Origin of the sequence: Thermoanaerobacterium thermosulfurigenes (assembly GCF_051201035.1) — a bacterium.
GTDB classification, from domain to species: Bacteria; Bacillota; Thermoanaerobacteria; order Thermoanaerobacterales; family Thermoanaerobacteraceae; genus Thermoanaerobacterium; species Thermoanaerobacterium thermosulfurigenes.
The window spans coordinates 24,224-40,940 of record NZ_JBPODR010000002.1; the positions used below are offsets into that span (position 1 = coordinate 24,224).

The window sequence follows — 16,717 nt, forward strand, 5'->3', positions numbered from 1 at the left end:
TTCGTCTTTAATTAAAAAAGGGAGAAATCTCCCTTTAGATATGTGCGGCACACCTACTGCAAATTGTTGGGTGCTCTTTATCTTCACCTACAGTTTCACTGTACATCCAACATCTTTCGCATTTTTCACCAGGTGCATGACTTACCTTTATGGCAATATCGTAATCTTCACTTCTGTACGCATCATCAGGTATAACCCCATCATTTTCGTGAAGAACAGTTTTTGATACTATAAAGACTGTATTAAAATCTTCTTCAAACTGCTTCAAAAATTCGTACAGCTCTTTCGACGCATAAATATCGACTTGAGCTTCCAAAGAATGACCTATTTCCTTGTTTGCCCGGGATATCTCCAATGCCTTAGATACATCTTTTCTTATATCAAAAAGCTTGTTCCAATTGTCGATTAACTGTTTATTATCGTAGATATCATTAGGTTCTGGCCAATCAGCAAGCTGAACGCTCTCAAAACTATTTTTTGCATCGTGTTGCATATAACTCCATATTTCATCTGCCGTAAATGTCAGCACTGGTGCTATGATTCTTACAAAACCATTTAATATAATATATAAAGTAGTTTGAGCTGCTTTCCTTTCCTTTGATGTGGCTGGGAAAGTATATAGCCTGTCTTTCAATATGTCAAGGTACAGATTGCTCATATCTACAATGCAGAAGGTATGAACAAGATGCAAGAACTCATAAAATTTATATTTGTCAAAAGCCTCAGTTACATCCTTCACAAGCTCATTGTATTTGTACAAAGCCCATTTATCTATATCTAACAATTCATCATATGGCAACAAATCTTTATCAGCATCAAAATCGTAAAGGTTGCTTAATAAAAATTTTGCTGTGTTTCTGATTTTCCTGTATGACTCAGTCATCTGCTTTAAAATTTCTTTTGATATCCTCATGTCTGAAGTGAAATCTGCAGAAACAGCCCACAACCTCAATATATCAGCACCATACTCTTTTACAACATCGGCTGGATCGATTCCATTTCCAAGGGATTTAGACATTTTTCGCCCTTCACCATCTACAACAAAACCGTGTGTCAATACATTTTTATACGGAGCGATACCTTTTGTAGCGACAGATGTAAGAAGCGATGACTGGAACCATCCCCTGTGTTGGTCAGAACCTTCCAAGTACAAGTCTGCTGGCCATCTAAGTCCCTCAGTTGTCTCTAAAACCGCTACATGGCTGGAACCAGAGTCAAACCATACATCCATAATATCCGTTTCTTTTCTAAACTCTGTAGAACCACATTCACACCTTGTACCTTGTGGCAGTATTTCTTCGGCCGATAGTTCATACCAAGCGTCAGAACCCTTTTCTGCAAACAACTTCTTTACCGCATTTATCGTATCATCGTTTATCAATTCTTTCCCACAGTGTTTGCAGTAAAAAATAGGAATTGGAACACCCCATATCCTTTGCCTGGATATACACCAGTCGTGCCTATCTCTAACCATGTTTGTAATCCTATCTTCGCCCCATTCAGGAATCCAATTTACTTCTTTTATCGCTTTCAGCGCTTCATCTCTAAAGCCATCTACAGATGCAAACCACTGCTCTGTAGCGCGGAATATAACAGGATTTTTGCATCTCCAGCAATGAGGATACGAGTGTGTGAAAGTCTTTGAAGCCAATAAAGCATTGGCTTTTTCAAGATCCTCTTTTATGACCTTATTTGCATCAGAGTAAAATAGTCCATTGTATTTTCCTGCTTTTTCAGTAAATCGCCCTTTATCATCAACAGGATTCAAAACATCAAGTCCATATTTTTGACCAACTACAAAGTCCTCTTCACCGTGGCCAGGTGCTGTGTGTACACATCCTGTACCTGCCTCTTGTGTTACATGTTCGCCTAATATTATAAGCGATGTCCTGTCAAAAAGAGGATGCTTAGCCTTCATTCCTTCCAGTTCTGAACCTTTAAAAGTAGCAATTATTTCATGGTTTGAAAGTCCTGTCTCTTTTTCAATGCTGTCAAGCATATCTTTTGCCATTATGTAAATTTCATTTCCGTATTTCGCCAAAGCATAGTCAAAATCTGGGTTCAAGCAAATTGCAAGATTAGCAGGAATTGTCCAAGTCGTTGTAGTCCATATTACAAAGTACAAATTACTTAAATCATCAACAATGCCTTTAAATTTGCCCAAGTCATCTACAATTCTGAATTTAACGTAGATCGAATCAGATTTTTCATCAGAATACTCTATCTCTGCTTCTGCCAATGCAGTTTCACAATCTGTACACCAGTATACAGGCTTAAGTCCTTTATATATATATCCTTTCTTTGCCATCTCCCCAAATACTTCTATCTGCTTTGCCTCATATTCCGGTTTCAGCGTCAAATATGGATTTTGCCAATCTCCTCTTACACCTAATCTAATAAATTGTTCTTTTTGCTTTTCAATTTGCGAAAAAGCAAAATCACGACACACCCTTCTAAATTCTACTGGACCTACATCATTTCTCTTTATCCCTAATGTCTTGATTGCCTGTTGCTCTATTGGCAAGCCATGAGTATCCCAACCTGGCACATATGGTGATTCATATCCCCTCATCGTCTTATATTTAACCACCATGTCCTTCAAAACTTTGTTCATGGCAGTGCCAAGGTGTATATTGCCATTTGCGTATGGAGGACCATCATGAAGAATGAACTTTTCTTTGCCCTTGTTTTTATCTAATGATTTGTGGTATATGTCCATGTTCTCCCATTTCTTTAATATTTCTGGCTCTCTCATCGGCAAATTCGCCTTCATTGGAAAATCAGTCTTTGGCAGATTTAATGTTTTGTTGTAATCCATAAACATACCTCCTATTTCAAATTGCATAAATGCAGAAAAAATAAAAACCTCTCATCCAAAGGGACGAGAAGTCGCGGTACCACCCTAATTATTAAGGCTAAATGCCTTAATCACTCATGAGATAACGGGATTTTCCCGGCTTAGCTTACTAAATTTCAGCCAGCAGCTTCGAGGTGATATATGACAAACTAACTTATTGGCTTCCACCGACCGCCAACTCTCTTAAAAGTTTTGTTTGCATAAATTGTCCTCTTCATCGCTTTTTTCGCATTTTAAATAATTATACAATATGTAAAAAAAGACGTCAACATCTTAAGTCGTAATGGCAGACCTTACTTTTACACCTTCAATGCTACCAAGCTTGCCAGTTAAAGCACCGATGTCATCCGTCGTACCGTCGACAATCAGCGATATGATTGACACATTTCTTTCCTTATATGGAATACCCATTCTGCCCACTATGATATCGGCATACTCGCTTAAAATATGATTAACTTTTTCAGACGCCAACTCTCTATTTTGGACTAAGATCCCGATTACAGCAAGTCTATTCCTCATCATTTCTCACATCATTCTCATCATCAAAAAATTCTCTGTCGTCTATAGATAATATCGCCTCAAGTTCTCCTTCAAGGAGTGTTTTGAATTTAGCCTTAAATACATTCAATTTTTTCCTTTGACTTTCAAGCTCTGCTCTAATCCTTACTACTTCTTGATTGGCTTTCTGCATTATTTTTTCTGCTTCTTGTTGTGCTTGCTGTATTATTAAATCAGCTTCTTTCTTAGCATTTAACTTTAAATCTTCAGCCGACTTTTGGGCAACGACCAGCGTATTATTTAGCGTTTTTTCTATATCTGTGTAGTTCTGCAACTTATCATTTAATATATTTACTCTGTCCTTTAGATCAGAATTTTCTTTATACAATAGTTCATAGTCTTCCATAACTTTGTCTAAAAACTCATCAACTTCATTTTCATTGTAACCTCTAAATGAACGCTTAAACTCCTTATTGTGTATGTCCATAGGTGTTAACATGCCAATCCACTCCTTGTCATCTTATTGTTATTTGTATTTTAAAATATGAACATATACCCTGCCTTTTCTCGATGTACCCAAAATTTCTTGGAATTTGATCCTTCCATAACCTCTTAAAGATATGATGTCACCTTCTTTTACTTCAAATGAAGGCGATATATTTGTCTCCCAATTCACTTCAGTAAGTCCAGCTTTTATCAAATCCGAAGCCTTTGTTCTGGATATTTTAAACCCCGCCGCGATTATGCTATCAAGCCTTACAGATGCAACTGTTGTTTTAATGTCCTCATATTCTATTACAGGCTCTATAACCTCATCTAAGTCAATTGAACTAACAATAACCTTCTCTCGACCTATTTTTTTCAAATTCATCAAAACAAAATCAGCTATATCCCTATGCACTATTACATCGCAGATTTCTTGTCTTTTAATTATATCACCAATTTTCTCTCTTTTTATACCTAGACCTAGCAGTGAACCTAACACATCTCTATGTGACAACCTTATTAAGTCGCCATTTATCCTTATCCCCTTTATTGCATCAAAATGTTCACCATCGGAAATCGCAAGAAACGATGGATATATACAGGCTATTTTTCTCTCAGCCTCTTTAAATCCACCATCAAATCTACAATCTATATCGTCATGTTTATCAATCAACTTTAGCAGTATTTTCTGATCTTTCATACTTAGAAAATCTGTAAATCTATCACGCCTATTTTTCTGTACCCAATTTATCATATCATTAAGTCTTGCAATGCTGTATTCCATTCCTTCACCCTTTTAAAGTAAATAAATCATATTAACGAAATCAAGCTTACTAATATTGGTCTTATCACATATTGGATAGCCAACATAGCAAGGATAGGTGAAAAATCTATCATCATATTCCTTCCAATCGATGACTTAAATTGCAACCTTCTAAAAGGATCTAAAATAGGTTCTGTCACGATGATGACAAATCGCGATATAGGATTTCCCATATTCTCCATTCTCAAAAGAGATAATACCACCCTTATTACAATAAGCCAATTTACAATCTCAAAAAAGTAGTTTAATGTTAAGATCAAAGCATAGTTTGTCGTCAAATCATACCCTCCTCATTACTTTAAGTTGAACATTGAATCGACTTCATCTTGTATATCGCCAGCAATATCAAAATTATCCGGCACAATTAAAAATATGCTATTAGCAATTTTCTTAATTTCTCCATTTAACGCAAAAACAGCACCGCTTAAAAAGTCTATGAGTCTCTGAGCATCATTTCTCTCCATATTTTGAAGATCAATAATTATAGGCTTTTTATTTTTTATGTTTTCAAGTATTGTCTGCGCCTGTTCAAAACTATCTGGCTTCAAAATAATTACTTTTATCTGCGATTGTGTATGTATATTAACTATTTTTGGCTTTTGGCTAAAGGGTAATTCGTTTTCAACTTTTTCAGCATCCCCTTCGTCTTCCTGCTCATCAAATCCAAAAAAATTCATAAGCTTTTCAATCACTTTTACAGCCATTTATTTTACCTCCATATCATATAATCTTTTCCCAAAAATTCCTGTACCTATACGTATGATGTTGGCGCCTTCTTCAACGGCAACAGTGTAATCATTCGTCATACCCATAGACAAATATTTAAAATCTAAATTTTTTTGATTTAAAGATTTAGTGTTATCAAATAACTCCTTCATTTTTCTAAAATAAGACCTTACATCTTCAGCATCTACATACGGCGCCACAGTCATCAGACCTTTTATTTTCAAGTTGTCAAAGCTTTCAAGCTCCTTTATGAATTCCAACAAGCTTGACGGTTCAATTCCATACTTTGATTCTTCTGAACCTACATTTACCTCGATCAAGCAGTCCATAATCCTATTGCATTTTTTGGCTCTTTTATCTATTTCTTCTGCAAGGCGCACACTGTCAAGTGAATGAATCATCTTCACTTTATCTATTATGTACTTCACCTTATTTGTTTGAAGATGACCTATAAAATGGAACTGCACCTTATCCATTAATGTTGGATATTTGTCTACTAACTCTTGTACTTTATTTTCTCCAATATCCGTAATACCGTATTTTATCGCTTCTTCTATTCTTGAGACATCGACGGTTTTAGTCACTGCCACAATTAATATATCGTCAGGATTTCTATTAACTTTTAATGCATGCTTCTTGACATTTTCTTTTACTTTATCAATATTATAACGTATATCCATAATAATCCCTCTTACTTCTTTAAATAGTCTTTACCATATACTAATATTTCGTCATACATTTTTAAATTTCCATCTGGACTTTCTACAACGGCATTTTCTGAATTTTGCGCTTTTACGTCGACTTCTTCAAAGAGAGGAATGCCATTATTTAATTTATACACGCCATATTTTCCATCAACTTTTACGATAGCCGTATTTGGCACAATAAAGCCTTCATAGTTATTTACTGTTATGTCGACTTTAACCTTCCTTTTTTTATAAAAATCGTCATAAGCATCATCCATCTTTATCACTACGCCAAATAAATTGTCGGATATCGAATATATTTTCATTATGTTTCCATCTAACAATTGACTATATTTATCATCTATTTCTACTTTTACATTGTTCCCTTCTTTTAATTTTTGGCTCTTACTTTTGTCCAATACAGACAATACATACCAGTCATAATTGTCTATTAATTTTAATATCGGTTCACCTTGCTTTACTTCACCTTTTATTTCTGCTGGCTCTTTTTGTACTGCATTTATATCATTTAATGTGATGTTAAACAATTTGTTTACACTAAAAATATCTTCATATCCATCAAAATAATCGCTTACGACTCCAGCTTCAGGCGAATATACCTTGTACAAACCATTAGAAATAATGCTTTCTAATTGTTTTTTTTGACTATAAAGATCATCTAAATTTCTAATCGACGAAGGACCATTTTTGATTATCTGCTCTTTTTTGCTTATTAAATCATCTATTTTTTTGCTTAAACTGTTTAAAACGCTCTTGTCTTTTGTCTGCTGATATTCCTTGTTTAATTCATCTATCTGAGCATTTATACTTTCTATATCTTTTGCATAGGGATTTGCGTCTTTATCATCCTTAATGCTCTGAATCTTTTCATTTATAGAATTTAGCTCATCCAATTTCGACTTATCAAAGTTTGGCGATATGACTTCTGCTATTTCTTTGCCTTTTGGCACTCTTGTCCCATCTTTTACTAACATATTTATTTTCCCATCAATAGGAGAATTTATGACCATTGCATCAACCACTATGTAACCATAAGCGTCTATTGACTCCGATAAGTTACCGGGCTTAAGTGGTATTGTCTTATCTTTTCCACTTATAGTATTTACTGCAACTTTTCCTATGTAAAGTATGACAACAATTGCTATGATAATATTCAAAATTCTTTTCATAAAACCACCTATGATTATATTCTATAAAAAATCAATTTTTCCTTCTTAAAATTTACTCTTTAGCACTTATTTTATAAACTTTTTATCTGTAGTTCAAATTATCTTTTTCAGAATTTCATCGATTAATTGGTGTGTTTTTAAAGAAAGTTTTATTTCATCATCATTTATTTCTTTAGAATTTATAGAATATAAGAAATTATTTACTGCACTCTCAAAACCTCTCACATATGATACACTATCCCAAGAATTATGACTATAAATAGATACATTGTTTTTGTCAGATACTATCAATTTTTCAAAATTTTCAACTATGACACTTTTCCCATACCCATGCACCTCAAGCACTTCTCTGTCTGCACCACTATTTCTATGCATCACCCCAATTGCGATCCCATTATCCGAAGTAATTTCAACATTTATATATTTCATGCTATTATTTTCTTCTATCATTCTCACATGTGAAATATTTATACTTGCAACATTGCCAAGTTGATGACACAGTGTATCAACCACATGTATAAAGTCATCATAAAGGGTGAATTTGATATCACCCCCAACACCGCCACTTCTATTTTTCTCCATCATGTACAATTCAGGTTTTTGCTCTCCGAAATTCTCTGATGCTTTAACATACAATGGTGCATATCTTCTATTAAACCCAACAGTCAAAATAAGTGAATTGTTAAGTGCAATATTATAAAGTTCTTCAGTTTTTTTTAAGTCATCTGTCAAAGGTTTGTCCACATAAACATGAATATTATTTGTAAGAAGTTTTTTCACAATCTCATAATGGCTATCAGTAGAAGTGTGCACAAAAGCACAATCAGGTTTTAAAGCAATTGCTTCATCTATAGAAGTATATGTGCTAACTTTATAATTCTCCTTATACTTTAAAAGCTTTTTTTCATCTCTGCCTACAATGCCAACTACTTCAAGCATATCTACATTAAATATAAATGGCAAATATGCCCTTTTGAATATATTACCCGGTCCTACGATTATAGCTTTCAACTTATTCATAACCTCACCTCTATAATTCATTTGCTGTCTTAGAAAATTTGTAAACCTCTATTTCTTTTATGCATATTATATAACAAATCAGGAATATAACCAAGAAAAGTACATGACTTTTTAAAAATGAAGTACTTGCATTTACATGAAATTTGTGATAATATTTAATTAATTATTTGTGAGAAAATTTAATAGTTAAAAATGAGACAAGGGCGTTTCATTAATATATTTTGTGTGTATTAATGGCGTCCTTGTTTTGTTTATATTTTCCATTAATACCAAAAAAATAAATGAAAGGGGATTTTTATGTCAGAAAATTCTTTGAAAAATATTTTTGGCGCCAATGTATTTAATGACGCAGTGATGAGAGAGCGTCTACCAAAGCAAACATACAATGCTTTAAGAAAGACAATCGATGAGGGACTACCACTTGACCCAAAAGTTGCCGACGTAGTAGCAAACGCTATGAAAGATTGGGCTATCGAAAAAGGAGCGACGCATTTTACACATTGGTTTCAACCATTAACAGGTATTACTGCAGAAAAACACGAATCTTTTATCTCTCCTACACCAGACGGTAAAGTCATCACAGAATTTTCAGGCAAAGAACTTATAAAAGGCGAGCCTGATGCATCGTCATTCCCTTCAGGCGGATTAAGGGCTACATTCGAAGCAAGAGGCTATACTGCATGGGATTGTACATCTCCTGCATTTGTCAAAGATAATGTCCTATACATCCCAACCGCATTTTGCTCATACACTGGCGAAGCATTAGACTTAAAGACACCTTTATTGCGCTCTATGGAAGCATTATCAAAGGAAGCATTAAGAGTTCTTAAGTTATTTGGAAATAACACTTCAAAAAGAGTCATAACAACTGTTGGTCCAGAGCAAGAGTATTTTTTGATAGATAAAAAATTGTATGAAAAACGCAAAGACTTAATATTGACAGGCAGAACATTATTTGGCGCAAAACCACCAAAAGGTCAAGAAATGGAAGATCATTATTTCGGCACTATTAGGGAAAGAGTTTTCGAATTCATGAAAGAGCTTGATGAGGAGCTTTGGAAATTAGGAATATCAGCTAAGACCGAGCACAACGAAGTCGCACCTGCTCAACATGAATTAGCGCCAATCTTCAATACGACAAACATAGCAACGGATCACAATCAATTGACAATGGATATAATGAAAAAAGTTGCTTTAAGAAATGACCTAGTATGTCTATTGCACGAAAAACCATTTGCCGGTGTCAACGGATCTGGAAAGCACAACAACTGGTCTATGAGTACAGATGACGGTTTAAATTTATTAGATCCCGGAAAGACTCCACACGAAAATGCACAATTTTTAGTTTTCCTGTGTGCAGTTATCAAAGCAATCGATGAATACTCTGATTTACTAAGAGTATCTGCTGCAACACCTGGAAATGACCACAGGCTTGGTGCAAATGAAGCTCCACCGGCAATAATCTCGATTTTCTTAGGCGATCAATTAACTGATATTTTAGAACAAATAGGCGAAACTGGCGGTGCCACAAACTCAAAGCAAGGTGGAGAATTGAAAATTGGCGTAACAACGCTTCCTACGCTTCACAAAGATTCCACCGACAGAAACAGAACATCTCCATTCGCATTTACTGGAAACAAATTTGAGTTTAGGATGGTAGGTTCTTCATCATCAGTAGCAACTGCAAACTATATTTTAAACACGATTGTAGCAGATGTTTTATCTGAAATTGCAGATAGACTTGAAAAAGCCGATAATTTTGATGAAGAAGTTCAAAAAATATTAAAGGAGATCGTAGTAAATCATAAAAGAGTTATCTTCAACGGAAACGGGTATTCAGAAGAATGGGTAAAAGAAGCTGAAAAGAGAGGACTTCCAAATATAGCTTCAACAGTTGATGCTATTCCTGCCCTTTTGAAAGACAAAAATGTAAAAGTCATGGAAAAACACGGCGTATTAAGCAAGGTAGAATTAGAAGCTCGCTATGAAATAATGTTGGAAAATTACTCAAAGACTATAAACATAGAAGCGTTGACAATGATTGATATGGCTAAAAAGCAAATTCTTCCGGCAGTTTTAAAATTCATTAAAAATGTTGCAGACTCTATAAACGCAGTAAAAGAAACTGGATTAGACGCTTCAGTTGACGCACAAGCCGATTTATTGAAGGAAGTTTCTTCATTGACAGCCGAATTTAAGAGAAGAATCGACAATCTTGAAAGCGCTGTAAATAATGCATCAAATATTGAAGGAGATTCTTTTGCCGTAGCTAAATATTACAGAGATGAAGTATTTGCAAAAATGGGAGAGCTTAGAGAAATAGGTGACAAATTAGAAACTTTGGTAGACGCTGATATTTGGCCACTTCCAACATATGCAGACATGCTTTTCTACGTGTAGATATAATAAAAAAACTATTGGGGTATTTAACCTCAATAGTTTTTTTATATGATAATTCATATTTAAATTACAAATCAATCGGTTCTCAAGGCTTTTTTTAATGGAGATAAGGGGATTCGAACCCCTGGCCTCTACAATGCCATTGTAGCGCTCTCCCAACTGAGCTATATCCCCGAATATGTATGGTGGAGGTGCGGGGAGTCGAACCCCGGTCCGAAGGTGTCACAGTAAAAGCTTCTCCGAGCGCAGTCACTGTTTTAACATTCCCTCTGCAGCTCTCCCAGTGACAGGATAACTGCTTCGGTAGCTTCATAAAATCCGATTTATCTCAAAGCTTTGATAAATCAGTTCCCCCACTAAATCGACGCCCAATCCTTTGATGTGGGAATCAAAGGTTGAACGGCTGCTTGTAATTAAGCAGCGTAAGCTAAATTATCGTTTGCGTTTATATTTAAGTCCACCGTTTTACGAGCAGATGGAACCTCGGCTCGCTACTTTTACCTCAACTACCCCCGTCGAAACCAGTACACCCCCGTATATCATATATGCTGACTTTCTTTAAAGTGCCTTTCTATCTCCCTCTTAGCATCTCTTCTTGCCATATCTTCTCTTTTATCGTACAATTTTTTACCTCTGGCAACTGCTAATTCCACCTTTACAAGCCCATGTTTAAGATAAACCCTTAAAGGAACCAATGTATAGCCTTTTTGAGTGACATAGCCAGTCAATTTATTAATCTCTCTTCTATTAAGAAGCAATTTCCTCGTTCTAAGTGGATCTTTGTTAAAAATATTGCCTTTTTCATATGGGCTTATATGCATATTGTATAAGAAAACCTCATTGTTTTCTATACGTGCAAAGCTGTCCTTCAAATTCACTTTGCCCATGCGTACAGATTTGACTTCTGTACCAAAAAGCACAATGCCTGCTTCATAAACTTCATCTATAAAATAGTCGTGACTGGCTTTTTTGTTTTGTGCAAGCACCTTTATATTTTCACTACTCATAAGAATAACACCTTTTCTGTAAAATACATTGTTCCCTCACAGTACATGGGTCTGCGCTTAATTATTATAGCACATTAAATTCACATGTCAAGCACCTTCAACATTGCGGATTTCATCTGGTGTAGCCAAGACAAAATCTATTTCTCTCCTGTCCACGTTAGCACCTACTACCTTTACGTACACAATATCACCTATAGAAAACTTTCTATTCGTTCTTTCGCCTATTAACGTATATGTTTCATCATCATAATGGTAATAGTCATCATCAAGTGTATCAATATCGACTAATCCTTCTACTGTGTTATCTAACTCTACAAAGAAGCCATAATTTGTCACGTTGGCGATTATAGCTTTGTAGATATTCCCAATTCTTTCTTTCATGTATTCTACTTTCTTCAAATCTTCAATCTCTTTTTCCGCCGAATCAGCCGCTCTTTCCCTCTCTGAAGCTTTTAATGAAATGTCATTTAATATTTTGTTATAATGTTCCTGCCGCTTCTCATTCAATTTACCATGAATATTCTCTTTGATAATCCTATGGATTATCAGATCGGGATATCTCCTTATAGGCGATGTAAAGTGTGTATAATACTGCGTCGCCAAAGCATAATGTCCTAAATCCTCTGGGCTATATCTGGCCCTCTTTAAAGACCTTAGTAGAAGCGTCTCAACAACTCTTTGTTCATTTTTGCCCCTCACTTGCTTTATAAGCTCTTGCAATGCTTTTGGATGTATTTCATCTCCTCCAATGCCCTTTATGTGATAACCTAAATTATGTATAAATTTATTAAATGCCATCAGTTTCTCCATGTCCGGATGCTCATGAACCCTGTATACAAAAGGCACATTGATCCAATGCATGTGCTCAGCAACTGTCTCATTTGCAACAAGCATAAATTCCTCAATAATCCTATGGGCTACATTCCTTTCGATCTTTACAATATCAATTGGTTTTCCCTTTTCATCTACAATTATTTTTGCTTCTTCAAAATCAAAGTCTACACTACCGCGCCTTTTCCTTCTTTCTAACAAAATCTTTGCCAAATCTCTCATATTATTAAAATCTTCTATTAAATCTTTATATCGCTCTTTTAATTTTTCATCATTTTCTTCTAAGATTTTGTACACATTAGTATAAGTCATTCTTTCTTTGCTTCGTATTATACTTTCAAATATATCGTGATCTATAACATTACCATTTTTGTCTATCTTCATCTTTACCGTAAGTGTCAATCTGTCCTCAGATGGATTGAGGCTGCAAATTCCATTTGACAATCTGTGTGGCAACATTGGTATGACTCTATCTATAAAGTACACACTGCAACCTCTATTTAAAGCTTCCTTATCAAGCTCAGAACCTTCTTTGACGTAATGACTGACGTCTGCAATGCTGACATAAAGTACATAATCGCCGCTCTCAAGTTTTTCTACTGCCACAGCATCATCAAGGTCTTTTGCATCTTCACCATCTATCGTTACAATATTTAAGTGACGCAAATCTATCCTTCCTGTTATTTCTTCACTTGATATTTTCTCTTGTATATTTTCTGCTTCTTTTATGACTTTCTTTGGAAATTCTTCAGGTATATTGTACGAGCGAATCACTGACAATACATCTACTCCAGGATCATTTTTCCTGCCTAAAATTTCAATTATTTTTCCTTCAGGACTTCTCCGCTTTTCAGGCCACTTAGTTATTTTAACTACCACCTTCATACCATCTTCGGCATTCATGGTATCAGCTTTTGAAATAAATACATCTTGCGTAATGCTTCTATCATCAGGAACTACGAAACCAAAATTGCGGCTTTTCTCAAAAGTACCTACAATGGTAGAATTAGCCCTCTTGAGTATTTTTACAACTTCTCCTTCCCACTTCTTCCCTTCAACTTTCTTTGTAACCCGAACAAGAACTGTATCATTCTGCATTGCACTGTTTAAATTATCTTTAGAAATAAATATATCCTTAATGCTTTCATTTTCAGGTATCAAAAAAGCAAATCCTCTTGATGTGGCATCTATTTTGCCTTTTATTATATCCAATCTTTCTGACAAAGCGTACTTTTCATTTTTTGTCTTATATATTGTTCCATCTTTTTCTAAATCCTTTAATAGCTCCTCAACAATGCCCTTTTGACTATAATCCACATCAAGCATTTTTAAAATATTCTCAATCTTTGAAGGTTTGTAATTTTCGTCGCTAAAAAGCTCTAATAATTTATCTTTAAAATTCATACCGATTCCTCTCAATCCATTAAAATAAAAATTTACATAATTAATTTTCCATTTATCTATTATAATTATAACATCTACTATGAGAAATATTAAAGAAAAACTGTTTGTGTCAAGTAGTCGTTAGCAAATTTTTTCTTCAAATTTTATCCACATAATGTTTAATGTATTGTGAATTCTCTTGCAATTGTTTTTGCTCCATTTCTGTCTTCATATTGCGCCTTTTATATGACTTTTAGTTCGCTTAGGCATTTGTATCTGAGTGTATTTCCCCTATTGCTTTTCGACTGTTTGTCATTGCACAACCTTCAAACGGCATACCACCTTTTTGTATGTGATATGTCTTTACTTTTTTCTGCTTTTTGTTTACATCCGCTGCTGATAGTTTTATTTCTTCTTTTATCTCTGCTAATTTTTCTTCTGATATTATCACATTAAAATATGCTTCTACAACACTATTAAGTTTTCCGCTTATCTTTAAGGCTAATATCTTTGCTAAATTGTTTGCTCCTTTTTCTGTCTAACTCATTTTCCCTGCATTCATTCCGTTTGCTAATATACACTGCTAATTTTATTTCTTTCTTCCCTTTGCTTTTTACCTTTCGGTCTGTCTTCGCCTTGCAAAGCATTTTAGGTAAAATTAGAGTGTTTATAAATAATTACTTGCTTTTCTCAAGAAAAATTTAATGAAAAATTTATTTTTTGTAATTTTTAGCAAAACCAATTATGATATAATTACACTAAATAGATAAAAATTTAAAAACATGAAAGGATATGATATGATAAAATTACCTCATATATGATTTTTAATATATTTTAAAAGAAAAATAATTTTCAAATGAGGAGATGTTTTCTGTGTTAAAGAAATTAGTTTTATTGCTTCTGGTTGTTACTCTTCTTACAGTTTCTACCTTTAGTTTTGTTTTTGCTATGGATAACACTGTAGATAAAGATGTTGAAGTACAAATAAAGAACATTTCAAATTACGGTGAATTTATGATTTGGAATGGAGAAAAAATAAGTGAAAGAATAAATTTATATAATTCGGACGATCAATTATCAGCTTACCTTTATAATATATTGCATGGTAACAAAATAATTGGATATGTCATTGTAGACCCTAAAACTGATAAAGTTGTTGAATATGCTCTTGGCCAATCACCATATTCAGACTATCTTTCTGAATATATAAAAGCCAAATCAGACAAATTTAATAATAAGAAAATAACATTATTGTATGATGGACCATCAAACTATGGTGTAGCCGCAGGAAATGAAAAATCAAAATCCAAAGAAATATTTGATTTCACATATGATAGTAGTGTAAAATTAAGTGTAGATACAAGTAAGGATGCAAAAAATTTATTAAAAACAAAAAACATTACAACTAATGTAACCGCATTATCATCTGGTAAAATACTTTATAATGTTGGAACAGAACAAGTTGTTGGTAATAGATCTTGTGGACCAGTAGCAGCTTATAATTTATTATACTTCTGGGCGCATAATGGTTATCCTAAATTAATAACAGGTAATGCAGATAATGATATAGCACAACTTGCAAAAGATATAGGAACAACAGTCGGCGCAACACCTTTTTTATGGTATAAAAATGGATTAAATCAATATACAAATAGAGTTTACTATGGTCAGTTCTATACTGGGGATCTTGTAACAAGTTATGACTCAATTAAAAATGAGATAAATAATAACAGACCAGGTACTGTACTTTATTTATTACACCCATATTACGGCAGTCATTATGTAGTATTTATGGGTTATACAACAAATTATTGGTATGTTGTTCATGATGGTTGGAATACCAATGATGTATATAGAGATTTTAATTATGATAAATCCTATATTAGTAATCTTGCATATACAATATGGGGTATGTAAATGTAATCACTAAATAAAATTGATATTATAAACTTAGATTCAGCAGAAAGATTGAATTATTTAGTAAAATTTGATATATAAAATTAATTTATAAAATAATATTTGATTTAGATTTTTTACTTGCTGAATCTAAGTAAAGATTATTGTTTATATATTACTGCAAAAAGTAATTTTTTATAGCAAATTCAAGCTGCAAAATAATAACTGAATATGAATCAGTTTTAAAGCCTAATATGTTGTTTGAGGCATTAGAGCTAAGGCACCGTGTAATAAATTGCAAGTCAAAGCATTACCGATTAAAAATATGTTCCGGAAAATGACTTTTTACAGTAAAATTATTATCAAGCCTATTAAAATTCTAAGGAGGGTATTATTATAAAAAAGAAATACAAAATATTGTTATTATTTATTCTAATAATCTGTTTTTTTATATTGCTTTTTTTAAGGCAAATACAAGCAATTTCTATAGTTATTTATGAAGGACATACGGTTAAAATTACTTCTTTACATTTTAATAATATTGGTAGACCATTAACTGTAGTAAATGCTATTGACAGTAAAGGCAATAAAAATATTTATTTTATAAATCAAATTCATTTTTTTAATCCACATTTGGAATATGTTGTTAACTCAAAAGATGGTATTTCAAGCGAAGATGCAATATCAATTGTAAATAATAATAAGTTATGCGATGAGATTTGGAAAATAGAGTTGAAACACGAGACAACAGAAAATCCCAGAAAAGAATTAGTTTATTGGGAGATATTAACAAATAAATACAGCTCATATCCAATGATTTTTATTGATTTTTATACAGGGAAGTATAAAGTTATAGATAAAAATGGTAAGGTAATTAAAAGCAATATGTAAAAGGCTGCTGGACAAAATATGCC

At 33.6% G+C, this 16,717-nt stretch carries 15 protein-coding genes, 1 tRNA gene, 1 other RNA gene and 1 other annotated feature; of the genes, 3 read left to right on the top strand and 14 right to left on the bottom strand.

Going from position 1 to position 16,717, the window contains the following annotated elements; all coding sequences use genetic code 11:
- Window positions 1-34 precede the first annotated feature (34 nt).
- From ileS to HNR52_RS00895, 9 genes are all read right to left on the bottom strand, one after another.
- Window positions 35-2,818, bottom strand: coding sequence for an isoleucine--tRNA ligase (gene ileS, locus HNR52_RS00855; RefSeq protein WP_013788246.1), 2,784 nt, complete (start codon window positions 2,816-2,818; stop codon window positions 35-37).
- Window positions 2,819-2,874: 56 nt separating this feature from the next.
- Window positions 2,875-3,084, bottom strand: a binding site (T-box leader).
- 46 nt (window positions 3,085-3,130) lie between these two features.
- The gene (locus HNR52_RS00860; RefSeq protein WP_013788247.1) at window positions 3,131-3,376 is read right to left on the bottom strand and encodes a TM1266 family iron-only hydrogenase system putative regulator; all 246 of its coding nucleotides are present in this window, start codon (window positions 3,374-3,376) and stop codon (window positions 3,131-3,133) included.
- The gene (locus HNR52_RS00865; RefSeq protein ID WP_013788248.1) at window positions 3,366-3,854 is read right to left on the bottom strand and encodes a DivIVA domain-containing protein; all 489 of its coding nucleotides are present in this window, start codon (window positions 3,852-3,854) and stop codon (window positions 3,366-3,368) included. Before HNR52_RS00865 ends, HNR52_RS00860 begins: the two co-directional genes overlap by 11 nt.
- Window positions 3,855-3,881: 27 nt before the next feature.
- Complete coding sequence (locus HNR52_RS00870) at window positions 3,882-4,625, bottom strand: YlmH family RNA-binding protein (RefSeq protein WP_013788249.1); 744 nt, start codon at window positions 4,623-4,625, stop codon at window positions 3,882-3,884.
- Between the two features lie 26 nt (window positions 4,626-4,651).
- Window positions 4,652-4,942 (bottom strand): YggT family protein, encoded by a 291-nt coding sequence (locus HNR52_RS00875; protein WP_013788250.1) that lies wholly within the window; start codon window positions 4,940-4,942, stop codon window positions 4,652-4,654.
- A gap of 15 nt (window positions 4,943-4,957) precedes the next feature.
- Window positions 4,958-5,368 (bottom strand): cell division protein SepF, encoded by a 411-nt coding sequence (locus HNR52_RS00880; RefSeq protein ID WP_013788251.1) that lies wholly within the window; start codon window positions 5,366-5,368, stop codon window positions 4,958-4,960.
- Window positions 5,369-6,070 (bottom strand): YggS family pyridoxal phosphate-dependent enzyme, encoded by a 702-nt coding sequence (locus tag HNR52_RS00885; protein ID WP_435619431.1) that lies wholly within the window; start codon window positions 6,068-6,070, stop codon window positions 5,369-5,371.
- 11 nt (window positions 6,071-6,081) lie between these two features.
- Window positions 6,082-7,266: a biotin/lipoyl attachment domain-containing protein gene (locus tag HNR52_RS00890; RefSeq protein WP_435619432.1), complete on the bottom strand. Its 1,185-nt coding sequence runs from the start codon at window positions 7,264-7,266 to the stop codon at window positions 6,082-6,084.
- 93 nt (window positions 7,267-7,359) lie between these two features.
- The gene (locus tag HNR52_RS00895; protein WP_013788254.1) at window positions 7,360-8,286 is read right to left on the bottom strand and encodes a Gfo/Idh/MocA family protein; all 927 of its coding nucleotides are present in this window, start codon (window positions 8,284-8,286) and stop codon (window positions 7,360-7,362) included.
- A gap of 297 nt (window positions 8,287-8,583) precedes the next feature.
- On the opposite strand from HNR52_RS00895, the gene HNR52_RS00900 reads away from it, so the two are divergent.
- The gene (locus HNR52_RS00900) at window positions 8,584-10,686 is read left to right on the top strand and encodes a glutamine synthetase III family protein (protein WP_435619433.1); all 2,103 of its coding nucleotides are present in this window, start codon (window positions 8,584-8,586) and stop codon (window positions 10,684-10,686) included.
- A gap of 101 nt (window positions 10,687-10,787) precedes the next feature.
- Here HNR52_RS00900 and HNR52_RS00905 read toward each other — a convergent pair.
- The 5 genes from HNR52_RS00905 to HNR52_RS00925 form a co-directional block, all read right to left on the bottom strand.
- A tRNA-Ala gene (locus HNR52_RS00905) sits at window positions 10,788-10,860 on the bottom strand.
- A 9-nt stretch (window positions 10,861-10,869) separates the two neighbouring features.
- Window positions 10,870-11,220, bottom strand: a transfer-messenger RNA (tmRNA) gene (ssrA, locus tag HNR52_RS00910).
- Window positions 11,221-11,225: 5 nt separating this feature from the next.
- Window positions 11,226-11,693, bottom strand: a complete 468-nt coding sequence (smpB, locus tag HNR52_RS00915) for an SsrA-binding protein SmpB (protein ID WP_274892674.1) — start codon at window positions 11,691-11,693, stop codon at window positions 11,226-11,228.
- Between the two features lie 87 nt (window positions 11,694-11,780).
- Window positions 11,781-13,928: a ribonuclease R gene (gene rnr / locus HNR52_RS00920; protein WP_013788257.1), complete on the bottom strand. Its 2,148-nt coding sequence runs from the start codon at window positions 13,926-13,928 to the stop codon at window positions 11,781-11,783.
- Between the two features lie 241 nt (window positions 13,929-14,169).
- The gene (locus HNR52_RS00925; RefSeq protein WP_013788258.1) at window positions 14,170-14,358 is read right to left on the bottom strand and encodes a hypothetical protein; all 189 of its coding nucleotides are present in this window, start codon (window positions 14,356-14,358) and stop codon (window positions 14,170-14,172) included.
- Between the two features lie 422 nt (window positions 14,359-14,780).
- Here HNR52_RS00925 and HNR52_RS00930 point away from each other — a divergent pair, with 422 nt between their 5' ends.
- Both HNR52_RS00930 and HNR52_RS00935 read left to right on the top strand, forming a co-directional pair.
- Window positions 14,781-15,824 (top strand): C39 family peptidase, encoded by a 1,044-nt coding sequence (locus HNR52_RS00930; RefSeq protein WP_013788259.1) that lies wholly within the window; start codon window positions 14,781-14,783, stop codon window positions 15,822-15,824.
- Between the two features lie 396 nt (window positions 15,825-16,220).
- Window positions 16,221-16,694, top strand: a complete 474-nt coding sequence (locus HNR52_RS00935) for a hypothetical protein (RefSeq protein ID WP_230197565.1) — start codon at window positions 16,221-16,223, stop codon at window positions 16,692-16,694.
- Window positions 16,695-16,717: the final 23 nt, after the last annotated feature.